This window comes from Gracilimonas tropica DSM 19535 (genome assembly GCF_000375425.1).
Classification (GTDB): domain Bacteria; phylum Bacteroidota; class Rhodothermia; order Balneolales; family Balneolaceae; genus Gracilimonas; species Gracilimonas tropica.
In genome coordinates, this window is record NZ_AQXG01000005.1 from 1 (window position 1) to 13,130 (window position 13,130).

10 protein-coding genes are annotated in these 13,130 nt (G+C 44.1%); 3 read left to right on the forward strand and 7 right to left on the reverse strand.

The window, feature by feature from the left end:
• Positions 1 to 111 precede the first annotated feature (111 nt).
• Together B151_RS0109510 and B151_RS0109515 are read left to right on the forward strand one after the other, a co-directional pair.
• Positions 112 to 831, forward strand: coding sequence for an SIMPL domain-containing protein (locus tag B151_RS0109510; RefSeq protein WP_020403393.1), 720 nt, complete (start codon positions 112 to 114; stop codon positions 829 to 831).
• Positions 832 to 1,438: 607 nt separating this feature from the next.
• On the forward strand, positions 1,439 to 1,783 hold the full coding sequence (locus B151_RS0109515; protein ID WP_020403395.1) for an AtuA-related protein: 345 nt from the start codon (positions 1,439 to 1,441) through the stop codon (positions 1,781 to 1,783).
• 1 nt (position 1,784) lies between these two features.
• Here the strand turns inward: B151_RS0109515 and B151_RS0109520 are convergent, their stop codons facing one another.
• The 5 genes from B151_RS0109520 to B151_RS19525 all read right to left on the reverse strand — a co-directional run bounded on the left by B151_RS0109520 (position 1,785) and on the right by B151_RS19525 (position 8,743).
• Positions 1,785 to 2,330 carry a DUF2911 domain-containing protein gene (locus B151_RS0109520; RefSeq protein ID WP_071594697.1) on the reverse strand — a complete coding sequence of 182 codons (546 nt, stop codon included), beginning with the start codon at positions 2,328 to 2,330 and terminating at the stop codon, positions 1,785 to 1,787.
• A gap of 29 nt (positions 2,331 to 2,359) precedes the next feature.
• A complete protein-coding gene (locus B151_RS0109525) occupies positions 2,360 to 5,302 on the reverse strand; it encodes a TolB-like translocation protein (RefSeq protein WP_020403397.1) in 2,943 nt (980 codons plus the stop codon).
• Positions 5,299 to 5,964 (reverse strand): PAQR family membrane homeostasis protein TrhA, encoded by a 666-nt coding sequence (trhA, locus tag B151_RS0109530; RefSeq protein ID WP_020403398.1) that lies wholly within the window; start codon positions 5,962 to 5,964, stop codon positions 5,299 to 5,301. Before trhA ends, B151_RS0109525 begins: the two co-directional genes overlap by 4 nt.
• A 291-nt stretch (positions 5,965 to 6,255) precedes the next feature.
• Positions 6,256 to 7,509, reverse strand: coding sequence for an Nramp family divalent metal transporter (locus B151_RS0109540; protein WP_020403400.1), 1,254 nt, complete (start codon positions 7,507 to 7,509; stop codon positions 6,256 to 6,258).
• A 100-nt stretch (positions 7,510 to 7,609) separates the two neighbouring features.
• A complete protein-coding gene (locus B151_RS19525; protein WP_051069738.1) occupies positions 7,610 to 8,743 on the reverse strand; it encodes a M57 family metalloprotease in 1,134 nt (377 codons plus the stop codon).
• A 443-nt stretch (positions 8,744 to 9,186) separates the two neighbouring features.
• Here B151_RS19525 and B151_RS0109550 point away from each other — a divergent pair, with 443 nt between their 5' ends.
• Positions 9,187 to 11,778 carry a M14 family metallopeptidase gene (locus tag B151_RS0109550; protein WP_020403402.1) on the forward strand — a complete coding sequence of 864 codons (2,592 nt, stop codon included), beginning with the start codon at positions 9,187 to 9,189 and terminating at the stop codon, positions 11,776 to 11,778.
• 55 nt (positions 11,779 to 11,833) lie between these two features.
• Here B151_RS0109550 and B151_RS0109555 read toward each other — a convergent pair whose 3' ends face one another.
• Positions 11,834 to 12,340, reverse strand: a complete 507-nt coding sequence (locus tag B151_RS0109555; RefSeq protein ID WP_040516880.1) for a YdeI/OmpD-associated family protein — start codon at positions 12,338 to 12,340, stop codon at positions 11,834 to 11,836.
• A 92-nt stretch (positions 12,341 to 12,432) separates the two neighbouring features.
• Positions 12,433 to 13,062 (reverse strand): transposase, encoded by a 630-nt coding sequence (locus B151_RS0109560; protein ID WP_020403404.1) that lies wholly within the window; start codon positions 13,060 to 13,062, stop codon positions 12,433 to 12,435.
• Positions 13,063 to 13,130: the final 68 nt, after the last annotated feature.

A 13,130-nucleotide genomic window follows, 5' to 3' on the forward strand; every position in this document is an offset into this window, starting at 1 on the left:
CTGCTGACTGCTGACTGCTGACTGCTGACTGCTGAAACATATTTTCCAAAAGGCACTAATTCCTAATACAACTTCGTATCTTATTCACAACAATTCATTTCAAAAACCATCATGGACATTCAAAGCAATCGGGGACTCACTATCATTGGTGCTGCCATTTTTCTTGGGCTGGTCGCCTTTGGATTTATCATTGGCAATTCAGCCATCACTTTTAAAGAATATGAACGGACAGTTACAGTGAAAGGTCTGGCTGAAGAAGAGCACATGGCCGACATTGTAATATGGCCGATACAGTACACCGAGGCAAGCAATCAGCTGGCGGAGATCTACGAAAACCTGGAAAACAGCGGGGACAAAGTCCGAACCTTTTTAACCGAACGAGGCATCAGCGTGGACGAAATTTCCATTTCCACTCCTTTGGTGACGGATAAATCAGCCCAGCGCTGGGGCGGACAGAATGATGCTCAATTCCGTTACGTAGCCGATCAAACGGTGACCGTATATTCTGAAAACGTGGAGCTGGTGCGAGAAGTGATGAGTCAGCTTGCAGATCTCGGGAAACAAGGCATCACCCTTTCAGGTGATGAATATCAGGTTCGGCCCGAATACATTTTTGACAGCCTGAACGACATCAAGCCAAGAATGATCGAGGCCGCCACCAAAGAAGCACGTGCCGTAGCTGAAAAGTTTGCAGAAGACTCTAACAGTGAACTCGGCAAGATCAAAACGGCGAATCAGGGATTATTTAGCATTTCTCCGCGGGATAATAATAATCCACATATCAAAAAAGTGCGGGTGGTTTCTACGATCGTGTATTATTTGTCGGATTGATTTGGGAAGCTGGCTATCAGCTTGCAGGCAAGAACTCGTCTGACGAATGAACTCACCCGAACACCTATTCTGATTAAATAACCTTCCAGGCACGGTTTGTCCTATAACATCAAAATTCGTCCGACGATTGAATGCATTGCCTTTTACCATTCGTCGACCACTTCTTCGTTTTTCAGATAGCCTATAGATAAAGAGGCTCCAGTTTGAGTTCACTGTTTAGCCCCTTCAGTGGTCGGACGATTTCTTGTGCTTTGTCTGCATCGATCAGCATCACCCTGAGATATTTTAAGTTTTTAGCGAGGCGGAATCTCTGACTCAAAGCTATTGGCCTTTCGAGCGGTGACTTAAAATGCGTGCCACCCCATTCTTCGGACCACTTCTAAATGCTTTATGCATCTTTTCTTTTGAGGTTTTAGCGCTTGATTTGATAACATTACCCTTTCAGTGGCGGACGACTTCTTGTTTTTTGCTGCATCGAATAGCCTATCTCTATCTGTGATCATCCGCAAAATCGGTGTTATCCGTGTTCCATTCACGCTGTTTTCTATTGTGATGTAAATCCAAATCCCGTTATCTTTGACGAAAATTCAGCCTAAAAAAATTCATCATGCCAACCGTAAAATTGTTGAAAATTGCCCATGGCCGCAGCGGCGATAAAGGAAATGGAAGTAACGTGGGAATCATAGCCCGCCATCCGGACATCTACCCATTCCTTAAGAAAGAACTGACGGCTGACCGCGTAAAAGAGCACATGAAATATGTATGCAAAGGAGCAGTTGAACGATATGAATTGCCAAATATCGGCGCCTTGAATTTTATCCTGAATGAAAGCCTGGGTGGTGGCGGAACGGTTTCTCTAAAACTGGATGCCCAGGGAAAAACGCATGCATCTCAGGTGTTAAGAATGGATATTGATGTTCCTGATGAGTTGCTTAAACTTGTTGAGAACTAAACTACTCTCCAAAAAACCGAATAGGCACATCTACTTTTACTACCCCCCATTTTAGGCGCATATTGGTTGTTCCCTGATTGGGTTCCGTAAATTCAATCGTAAAGGCTTCTGCAGGGACGTCCAGTTTTTCTACCGGGAATGTAATGCGTTTGTAGTCACGTTGCGGATTATAGTCTTCCGCTCCCCACAAACCCAGTTCATGATTCAGGATAATGGTCATGGAATCCGGCTGAGGAATAGTAAACAAAGAATAGGTCCCGGAGGGTATGGCCTCGGTGCCCATCAAAACCGACTTTGTAATCGTTATTTCTGTGGCCTCATTCGCACCGGTTCTCCAAACTTCACCCCAGGGCAGCAAATCTCCAAATATGGTTCTTCCCTTTCTGTAAGGCTGACCATAAACGACCTTAATATAAGTGCCATTGGTTTTGACAGAGGAAACGGCGATAGGGCTTTTTCTATTTCCGATCTCATCAGAGTGATCAGAGTCGGATGGATCTTGGTTATTACACCCAATAAATGCTAATGTACCTGTTATAGCTATCAAAAAAGCAGTAAACCGAAAATACCTGAGTATCAAAATTCTCCAAATATAAATTGTGTGTTATTCCTTGTGGGCTCGTAGGCAAAGCCGATCCCTAAATCGAACAATAAGTTAGACACTTTGAACTGAACATGGAAACCGGCTCCGAAAATACTTCGGCTTGATTGCAACAAGTCACTTGCATCCATGTTTGTGAGGGTATGGGAAAAAGCGGTCAAATAGACACTGCTGAGATAGGCCGGAACCGTCAAAAACCCGGTATCAGGGTAGAGTATAGGGATCGTATATCGCGTACTGAACCGCGCTAAGTTTTGAAATCCGGTGCCACCGCTGGCGTTATAATTTGGAAAATCTGCGCGGTCAAAGCCCATAGGAATGATCGTACTATTCGAGTAAATGGCCGACTCACTTTGCTGCAGGAACCTCACTCCCAACCTAAGCGACTGATTCCACCGGCGCAATGGCGACACAAAACCAAAAATCCCATAATAGGCCGTCCATTGGTTATTCAGGTTTTGTTGGAAATCACCAAGCGGGGTAGGCACAGTTAGTTGCAGGTCATTAAGCGTTTGCTCATACAATCCAAAGACGGAGATTCCTGCCGATGGCTGAACATCGCGTGGTAAGTTCAAAACACCAATATTCAATTGTGAAAAAAGTCCTGCTCGGTATCTCGTATTAAAATCCGTAAGTGCATTGGGAGAAAGATCATAATATTTGATCTGTTCTGCTTTAAGCTCCGGCGAAATGGAAATTGAACTCAGCCGTGTATCTCCACGAAATGTATAATTAAATGGAATGGAAAGCCCAAAACCACGGTCTTGTCTCATCATCGAAAACCGGTCATTGGCACTGTTAGAGATGACCAAGAATTGAGGCTCACTGTAGGTACTAAGCTCAAAACCGGGATAGAACATTTTATTGGTATACGTAAAATCATACCACAAGCGGTTTTGAATGCCGGTCAGCTCAAATGAATACGCCTGACTTGAAAGCGCATCAATGCTTGAAAGTCCCAGCCCGTATTGATAGCTGCCGGATACCTCTTCAAACACCGGGTATACTACTCTTGGTTTTAGCCAGCTTACATCTCCACGATAAGAGGATACCGGCAAGGTTTGTAAATCCTCCAGGTTCTCTTCTCCTACATATGGCCGGTTCAAAGCTTTGGATAGCGATTCCTCGGTAAGCAGCCTTTCACGTTCAACAATCTCTTTCGCAAAATCTTCTCTTTCCAGTATGGCTATTTTTCGCTCATTTTTTAACTGAAGCACATACGCAATTTTGTCGCCATCAGGACTATAGGATGCTTCCATTGCATTATAAGCGGCATTGGTGACCCTTCTGATTTCACCACTTTCAAGTTCATATTCATAGATGTTCATCGCCGGATAAGCATCCATAGTAAAAAGCAAGCGGTTGCCATCGGGATGCCATTCAGGATCAAAAATTGAACCTCTTTCAAAAGCCACATCCGGCGGGCCGTCCAGATCTTTTTTCAAGCTGTCGAGAGAAGTGATCCAAAGACCTTGAACTCCCCTTTTTCGCATCACAATGGCCAAACGCCCGGGCTCTTGAGGGTTGAACCGCAATGCTTTTGGCGTAGCCTCCCCGAATGTTGCCAGTGTCGTTGTATGACCGGTTTGCTCGTCAACCTCCACAATGGAAGAAACCCCGGATACCGTACGGATGCCAATCAGTTTCTCTCCATTAAAAGTGGGCGCATATACCCGCGCCTTATGGGTAACCCGATGGCTTTTCCCTCTTTGAAGATCATATCTGAAAACATCCGATTTATATACCGAAGTATACAAAGGGTCCTGTTTGTAGCTGCTGAAATAGAGTGCATCTCCCTCAATCTCGTAGTTATTATCTCCTACTGAATAGGTCTCGGTTATTAACCTCGGTTTGCTCTCGTTAAGCCGATAGGTGTAGAACCCCAGCCGTCCATTGTAAAAAGAAGCGTAAAACAGCAGCTCATCATTATTCAACCATTTCGGTGCCCGGGTTTGTTCTCCCTTGAAATAAAAATCCAGAACCTTTGAGCTTGCGGTCGTTTCATTATAAATGCCGGCCAGGCGCTTTTCCTCCTTTTTCCGAATCGCTTTTTCGTATTCATCATAAAGCTGTCCGGGCCATTTTCCTGTTTTTTGCCGAAGTGCAAAACCATACCCAAGAAAAAAGTTATGATAATGGTAACGAATGACCTTTTTTGAAATATCATCACCATATTCATCGTGCAGCCAATCCATAAACTGATACCCGGAAATATAGTGCCGGTTCAAAGGCTGATTGTAGTCTGAGGTAATAAGGCTCTGCCCCATATTCCAGCGATCGGAGCTCCTGAAATTGTCGTTAAAACGATTATTGAAGTAAGTATAATTACCTCGCCCTCCAAGTGGTGCAATGGCTTCGGTTTCGTGATAAACGGCAAGACCTTCATGCATGCCTACCGGTGGAAAGCCATGAATGGATCGCGCCATATCCGGAGAAAACAAACTGATGAAATTAGAAATACTGACCTTTTTATCCTCCCAGGGCTGCTGAATATTAAAGTGTGTTGCATGAACCAATTCATGGGATAAAACCGTCTCCAGCCAATCTCCGGTCTTAGGGTTCATGCTTTTCCCCTTTAAAGTAGACAGATCCACTTCAGACCGGAAGTTATACGAATTCACAAACCCGTTGGAAACATCATTGTAATCTCTCAATATCACCGGAAAATTTGTGAGAGTTCCACCGGTCAGCTTCGATACCTTACCATATTGGTCCTCCAGGATAGCTGCAGACCTGAACGCCAGCGAGTCGGCTCCTCTTGGAAAGATAACCCGAAAGTGTTCGGTATTTATTTCCTGCCAGCCGATACCCATAGGACGAACCGTGGTCAGGCTATTATAAGACAAAGACTGCCCTATACTTAAAACCGGTATCAAAGAAAAAATAAAGACCGCACAAGCTTTTTTGAATCTCATCATACAGGGAAACTGAAATTTGGCAGATATTTATAGATCGCCCAATAATGAGAAAAAGCTCCGCCCATTACAAACAGGTGCCAGATCTCATGAAAACCAAACGCCCCGGGTATGGGATTTGGTTTTCGTATGGCGTAAATAACGGCACCTGCCGTATAGAAAAGTCCTCCAATTGCGATCCAATACACAAATCCATGTGGCAATACCCGCCATACAATTGGTAATATGATCACAGATACCCATCCCATTAACAAATAAATAACGGTTGAAAACCAGCGAGGCGCACTCATCCAAAATGTTTTCTTGAGAATACCTGCTAAGGCAAAAAGCCAAATACCCAATAACATCCCCCACTGCCAGGCTCCTTCCAAAACGATCATACATATCGGAGTATAGGTTCCGGCTATCACCACATAGATCAGAAAGTGATCAAACATGCGGAACAGTTCTTCGGTTTTGGTTTGTACGTTCAGAGTATGATATACAGCACTGGATAGAAACATCAGGATAACCGAAATCCCATAGACCAAAAAGGCAATCTTATAAGAAAGTGGATCACCTGAAGTGCGGCTCATCAAAAAGAACAGCCAAACCAAAGCTATTAAAGCTCCCAGGTAATGGGACCAGGCATTAAAGGGCTCCCTTGGAGGAAATAGCGTTTGCAAAGTATTCAGTGGATTAGTTAAAGCTTAAATATAGCGCTAATTGAGAAATAATGAATGAGGAAGTCAATCTTGAAGAAACCACTTTACCCAATCCAATCATCGGACCACTTCTTTCCGAATTCAAGTTTTCCTTTCCTTATTATTTCTTAGCTTACTCAACACGGTATCCATTTCAGTGGTCGGACGAGTTCTTGCGGCATTAAGCCTCCTCATAAAACATCCTAAGCATAAAAATTCTAACCACCCTCAAAATTCATTATTCAAAGTTGAATGTTCGACAGTTCGATGTTCCTACCCTAAAAACCGCCAGTAGAAAAACAGCAGGGCAAAAGCCGTTAAGAAGATCATCCCAAGCCAGCTTAATACTTTTAACCAGGTTTTGGGTTGATGGTCTTCCGGTGTGAACCTCGACATGATCAACCGGTAGTTGATAAAAGCCAGCGCCGGTGCAGTCAGAAATGAAAGCGAAGTAGCCAGGTCGATGATATAGGTAAACCGGCTGCCGGTAAGCCACAGAACCAACATGGAAAGGGTTGAAATAAGGAACAGTAATCCTTTGTAAGAAAAGAGCTTTGATTCATTAGCACTGCTCTTCATTACCCGGATAATTTCGCGGGTTACCCGGGGATAAGAATCTGTAACCGTCAATGTAGTACTGAACATGGTCGAAAAAGCGCAGATGATAATAATCCAGTGCGCCCATCCTCCCAGTGTTTGCGTGTAGAGATCAATTAGCTGTTGGGCGAAGGCTGCTCCTGAAGAAGAGAAACTTACACCCGAGCCAAACATGACCAACGCCCCCAGCGACAGAAATATCAATGCCAGAATAGAGGCTCCAATATATCCGATATTGAAATCAAGTAGGCTGTCCTTCAAGCTGGATTTGTGTTGCGTTTGTTTATCCCGCTCCAGGCTCCAGAGCGAATGCCAGGCGGCTGCATCAATGGGAATCGGCATCCAGCCCATCAGCGCAATCAGGAAGGTAACGCCGGCTACATCCCAAACCGAAGGTGCTTCGGGCAAGCTGGCCGGAGAAGTATCAAACCAGGCCACTAAAAATGCTGCGATGGTTGAAACTGTCAGAACCACCATTACTACTTTAATCAGGGAATCGAGTGCGGAATACTGTCCGCGATAGAGCACGCCAATGCAAATCAGTAAAATGATGATACTCCAAACCAACAGCGGAAGCTCAATGCTTGTAAGCTCCACGGCCAGGCTTGCCGTCACAATCGTCACTGCCGCCTGAATGGCGAACATCGTCCCGACGGTAAAAATGATATAAATCCATAGCGCCCAGCTGCCCAGTTTTTTGTAGCCGGCGATCAGGCTTTCTCCGGTTGCCGTGGCGTAGCGAGGGCCGTATTCCAGAAAGGGATACTTCATCAAACTGGCAATAATGACCGCCCAAACCAATGTAAATCCATAATCGGCACCGGCCCGGGTAGATTGCACCAAATGCGAAACCCCGATGGCGGCAGCAGCCAGAATCAGCCCCGGCCCGAATGCATACTTAAAGGTAGATTTAATCTTTTTCGACTTCATTTCCCGATTCTTTAAATAATTATTCGGGTAGATTATAATGAATTTCGATAGAAAGATGAGATAAAAAGAAAGCCCTCAAACAAAGGGCTTTTATAACTGACTAGTTTAGGCATGGAAATCCGGGCACGCAGCCTCCGCTTCCTCCATCTCCTTCAATTTCAAAATCCATTTTGTAACTATAGGATGAAGCCAGGCCGTTCTGAAATCCTCTTGCTCTGATCCTTATGCTAATTTTATCACCCGGAACATGACCAAAAGGAATAGGCGCATTCACTACTTTGGACGTTGTTGGGTAATTGATGTAATCAATTTGAGACCAGTTCGTCTCATGTTCACCTTTAGAATACACTTCTATATATGGAGCATATACATAATAGGGTTCCACATCTATAGCCATAGAATTGCTTGTTTCCCCATTGTGTAGAGCATGAAAACCTGGAGCAGTTAAACTATTTGGATAAAGTACACGTGCTGCAACTCCGTCATTAGATGAAAACCCATTCCAAGACCTTAGACCTCCGTTGCCGCTGTTCATTACTGATTGAGAATCGAAGCTTGGGGTAAAGGGAATATTATTGGCTGAGCTTTCACCGACACTTTGCCAGTCTGTATGCCGAAAACCAATTGTATGTCCCATCTCATGAGTTATGATTTCTTCTCTTTCGAGAGAACTCAAGCCTCCGGCCTCCAAAGAGTTTATATAGATAAACCTGCCGGGATCATTACCGTAAGCCGGATCTGCTGCTGCATAGAAACCACCGCTGTACGCATTATAGTAAACCGTTATATCCGGATTAGATGGGGAACTTTGATAGGTAAAAGTAATCCTGCTATTGGAAAGGTTGTTCCAGTTTGATACCGCGCTTTGGATTGCACTCTTCCAGGCCGATGGAACATTGCTTGCTGCAGCAATAGTGATATCATCCACGGAATTTATATGGACAAGCCCCCAACCGGAACCCCCATATGCCTGCTTCGATTTTGGCTGATCGTTGCTTACCCCCCTCATCTCATTAACTTGATCTTTGGAAATCATTATATCTCCATCAACCAAATAGTAATCTTCATTACTCTCAATCAGGTCTTCAGGGAAACCGTTTTCTGCCAGTATTTCAATATCTGTTAATGATTGGTCACTGGGCTCTTTTATTTGAGAAGCATCATTCACCGATGATTGACATCCCGTAAGTATCGCTATTAATAATACCGGTATTAACTTGGTATATTTATTCATAGTATTTTCCTCTTAAATAATTAATATTAATCCCCTTTTGCGGGGCACTTAAAAGAGTCCCTCTCTTTCTATTTGTTACAAAAAAATCTGTTTTTGTTGAGTTTACAACATCTATATTTCTTCTAAGGTCTTATCGCCTAATGAATTATAATTCACAAATCGGTCATTCGGCCCATCGGTTAATCGCTATTCTTTTAATAACAATTTGCCCCAATCAAATCGTCGGACCACTTCTTTGTGAATTCATTTTTTGAGGCTTACTTCAGTGGTCAGACGATTCCGGGACTGTACAAAACTTTCGTGCTTTAGAGCTTTTGTGGCAAAATCCTATCGGCTCAGCGAGCCGGTGTACGGCAAGAAACTTTTAAAAACATTTTTCATTTTGAACTGGTACCATTCTATCCGATTTTATATCCGCAATTTCACAAACCAATTGATACGTTATGAAAGCATTCTTTACGGCTCTCTTTTCTTTGTTTTTCGGGGTGATGTTACAAGCCCAGGTTCTAAACCCCGAACCGGTTACTCTTGATTATTTCCTCCCCGATGGAGTGACCTATAATTCCGAAATTCCTACCCCTAAAGAAATTCTGGGTGCGGAACTGGGTGAATGGCATGTGCGTCATGATCAATTAGTGAATTATATGTATGCCGTGGCGGAAGCTTCTGACAGGGTGACTATCACCGAATATGCACGAACCTACGAAAACCGCCCGCTCTTGATGCTCACCATCACTTCACCCCAAAATCAGCGGAATATAAAGCAAATTAAAGAAGAGCATTTGAAGCTGACTGACGCTTCACAATCCGAAAGCCTTAACCTCGCTGAGATGCCGGCTGTGGTTACCATGAGCTATAGCGTACACGGAAATGAGCCAAGTGGTTCCAATGCCTCACTGGCGGTTGTGTATCACCTTGCCGCAGCTCAGGGACCCGAGATTAATGAAATGCTCAATAACACCATTATTTTGATTGACCCCAGCATCAACCCTGATGGACTGAACCGATTTGCACACTGGGCAAATATCCACAAAAGTAAAAACGTCCTGGTTACCGATCCGCAAAGCCGCGAGTTTGATGAGAACTGGCCGGGCGGACGAACCAATCACTATTGGTTTGATCTGAACCGCGACTGGATGCTGATGCAACATCCTGAAAGCAAAGGCCGGGTAGCCAAATTCCACGAATGGGTTCCACAAGTTTTAACGGATCATCACGAGATGGGCACCAACTCCACCTTCTTCTTCCAGCCGGGCATTCCGTCTCGAACGCATCCACTCACCCCGCAGCGTAATCAGGATTTAACCGGAGCAATTGCCGAATACCACGCCGATGCCTTAGATCAGATCCAATCACTTTACTACTCCGAAGAAAGCTTTGATGACTTTTATTATGGAAAAGGTTCTACCTACCCGGATGTAAATGGCTCCCTTGGAATTCTGTTCGAGCAAGCCAGTTCCCGTGGACATGCACAGGAAAGCATTCACGGAATCCTGGAATTTCCGTTCACCATTCGTAATCAATTTGTGACGTCTCTTTCCACGCTTGAAGCGGTTCAGGGCCTTCGTGAGGAGTTATTAGGAAATACCCGCGCCTTTTATCAGGAAGCGGCTAAAGAGGCGGACAATGCTTCAATCAAAGCGTATGTATTTGGGGAAGAAGCCGACCAGGCCCGAACCAAGCATCTGGCTGAGATGCTGGATCGCAATCAGATAGATGTGTACGAGCTCGCCCGGGATCATAATAATTTCAAAGCCGGAAAAGCTTATGTTGTACCAACCAATCAGCGGCAGTACAAGCTGATCACTGCGTTATTTGAACGCCGGACGGAATTCACGGATAGCTTGTTTTATGATGTCTCTGCTTGGACGATGCCGTATGCTTTCAATCTTCCTTTCGAGGAGTTGAATGGCCGTGCTTTTAACAATAATCTTTTGGGCGACGAATTTAATTTTGACGCCATGAACCTGGAAGGCTCTCTGATCGGTGATCAGGCTCAGTATGCCTATGCTTTTGAATGGGACGAATACTACACACCCCGGGCACTCTATCGTTTATTGGCTGCCGACGTTCGTGCCAAAGTTGCTTCCCGCCCTTTTAAATCTGTGATCACGGATGGGGCCAAAGATTTTGACTATGGCACCATTGTAGTTCCTATGGGAATTCAAGATCACCCCGAAAAAGTGCACGAATTGATACAAACCATTACCGAAGAAGACGGCATCACCGTTTATGAGTTACCGACCGGGCTCACACCTTCCGGCATGGATCTCGGTAGTAATAATTTCGAGAACCTGGAAGCACCTAAAGTAGCCATTATTGGAGGCTCAGGAACCAGCTCTTATGAAGTTGGCGAAACCTGGCACCTGATGGATCAGCGCTACCATATGCCGCTCACCATTTTGGAATATGATGACCTGGCAAGAGCAGATCTTGATCGTTACAACGTCATCGTTTCAAGTGGCTACAGCATGTCGGATGCTGCCGCAGAAAACCTCAAGAACTGGGTAAGCGAAGGCGGAACCCTTATCGTTTACAGAAACGCATTACGCTGGGCAAAGTCTCACGGATTTGCCAATATTGAGTATGTTGATTCTGACGAGGAAGAAGGTGAAGAGCAAGAAACACAAGTTCGTCCGTATGTAAAACAAGGCCCCGATTCCGGAGCGGAGTATATTGGCGGCACGATCTTCAACGCCAAGTTAGACCTTACTCACCCGCTTGGTTACGGGTTCAATGACGATGACATTACTGTTTTCAGAAATGGAAACCTGTTCATCAAAAAAGGAGAAAACCCTTATTCTACGCCGCTCTATTATTCTGAAGAAAACCCGCTTGCCAGTGGTTACATTTCCGAAGATAACCTGGATGTGATCGGCGGAACGGCCGCTATTGTGGTAAGCCGAATGGGAGGCGGAAAAGTGATCGCCATGACAGATAATCCCAATTTCCGCGCCTTCTGGTACGGCACCAACAAGCTTTTTGCCAATGCCGTATTCTTTGGGCATACTATAAGCGGAAGCACGGCAAATTAACTCCGAGCATGCATATTACTCGTGTCAATGCTCTGCGTCGACACGATTTTTTTTGCTATGATTCGCGAGGAGGCTTGCCCAACAACTTCCTGAAATTAAACTCTCCTTCGGGCAGATCTTTTAAGTTGTTAATAAGCATAATAGCACGATCAATTTTCTTTTGGCTGCTTTTCACCTGACTTACATAATGTATGATATACCGTTGCTGCCCGGGTGTTATATTTTCAAATCTTCTAGCACCTTCCGCATCCTGTTCAAGTAAAGCTTCCAGCTCTTCCGGCATTTCCATTCCGTATTTACTGTTATCTTCAGTGAGGGTCACTTGAACCTCATCTCCCTTTTCTACTCCGAATTTCTTCATGCGTTTTTTGTTAAGCGTGATATATGCAGCCCCTTCTCCCAAAGCTACCATCCCCGCGTGAAATGCTTTTTCCCCATTTACGGAGCACATTACCCGCGTCCCAATCCCTCCTACCTGGTCTACAATATCAGAAGGTACCGTAACGTAGTGTAATTTTAGTTTGGAGAGATAGTCGATGTAGGATTTAAAGGTAATATTCATAGGATCACATTTATTTGCATCATACAACAGCTCAGCGAGCCGTGCTACGTACATCGGCTCGCTGAGCCGATCTGTTGCTAAGGATTTATCCGTTAAAACAAATCACGGAATTCTTTTCTGCAAAAACTATGAGGCCAATCTCGCCATTTATCAATTAAGTTTGCCTTAACCGGGTTTTCTAAAGTATAGTAAATTACCCTTATTAGTTCGTCCGAATCTCTTATTACATGATCATAACTCTCCGCTTGCCAAAAAGGAGATCCTGTGCGATTTAATTTCTTATTGCACAATCTACCCGTGTATTTCTTGAAAGATGCCAAAATATTAGTGACCAAATAATCATCTTTTCTTTGAATAATTCTATCTGATATATGTTGAAATACAATATGCACATGATTTGACATGATGCTGTAAGCGTACAGCTTGTAACCTCTTCCGTCTCGAAAATGCAGTGATTCTTTAACTATTCTGTTAATCTGAGGTTTTATAAGCCAGGTTAGACCGCTTTCGGCTTTATCTAAAATAGCTTCATATTTTTTAAAAATCTGACGATTAATTTTTAGTCTTACCTTTTCATTATTTTCTGAGGAAAGCAGTTTTTCTTTCTCCTTATTTAACTTTTGAACTACTTTTTTAGGAATAGATCCTGCAAGCCGTAAAGTTATAAAGTAATCAGCCCCTGCTGGCTGCCAGTGTGGAAGATTTCGTCTATAAAAAGTCATTGTATCACCCCATTCATATCATATTATAACTTTCCTCCCTTTTCATACAACACGGCTCAGCGAGCCGT

Excerpts from the sequence above, each read along its gene's own strand:
- B151_RS0109550 (WP_020403402.1), top strand. The coding sequence starts at position 9,187 with ATGAAAGCATTCTTTACGGCTCTCTTTTCTTTGTTTTTCGGGGTGATG.
- B151_RS0109560 (WP_020403404.1), bottom strand. The coding sequence starts at position 13,062 with ATGACTTTTTATAGACGAAATCTTCCACACTGGCAGCCAGCAGGGGCT.
- B151_RS0109540 (WP_020403400.1), bottom strand. The coding sequence starts at position 7,509 with ATGAAGTCGAAAAAGATTAAATCTACCTTTAAGTATGCATTCGGGCCG.
- B151_RS0109525 (WP_020403397.1), bottom strand. The coding sequence starts at position 5,302 with ATGATGAGATTCAAAAAAGCTTGTGCGGTCTTTATTTTTTCTTTGATA.
- B151_RS0109515 (WP_020403395.1), top strand. The coding sequence starts at position 1,439 with ATGCCAACCGTAAAATTGTTGAAAATTGCCCATGGCCGCAGCGGCGAT.
- B151_RS0109555 (WP_040516880.1), bottom strand. The coding sequence starts at position 12,340 with ATGAATATTACCTTTAAATCCTACATCGACTATCTCTCCAAACTAAAA.
- B151_RS0109510 (WP_020403393.1), top strand. The coding sequence starts at position 112 with ATGGACATTCAAAGCAATCGGGGACTCACTATCATTGGTGCTGCCATT.
- B151_RS19525 (WP_051069738.1), bottom strand. The coding sequence starts at position 8,743 with ATGAATAAATATACCAAGTTAATACCGGTATTATTAATAGCGATACTT.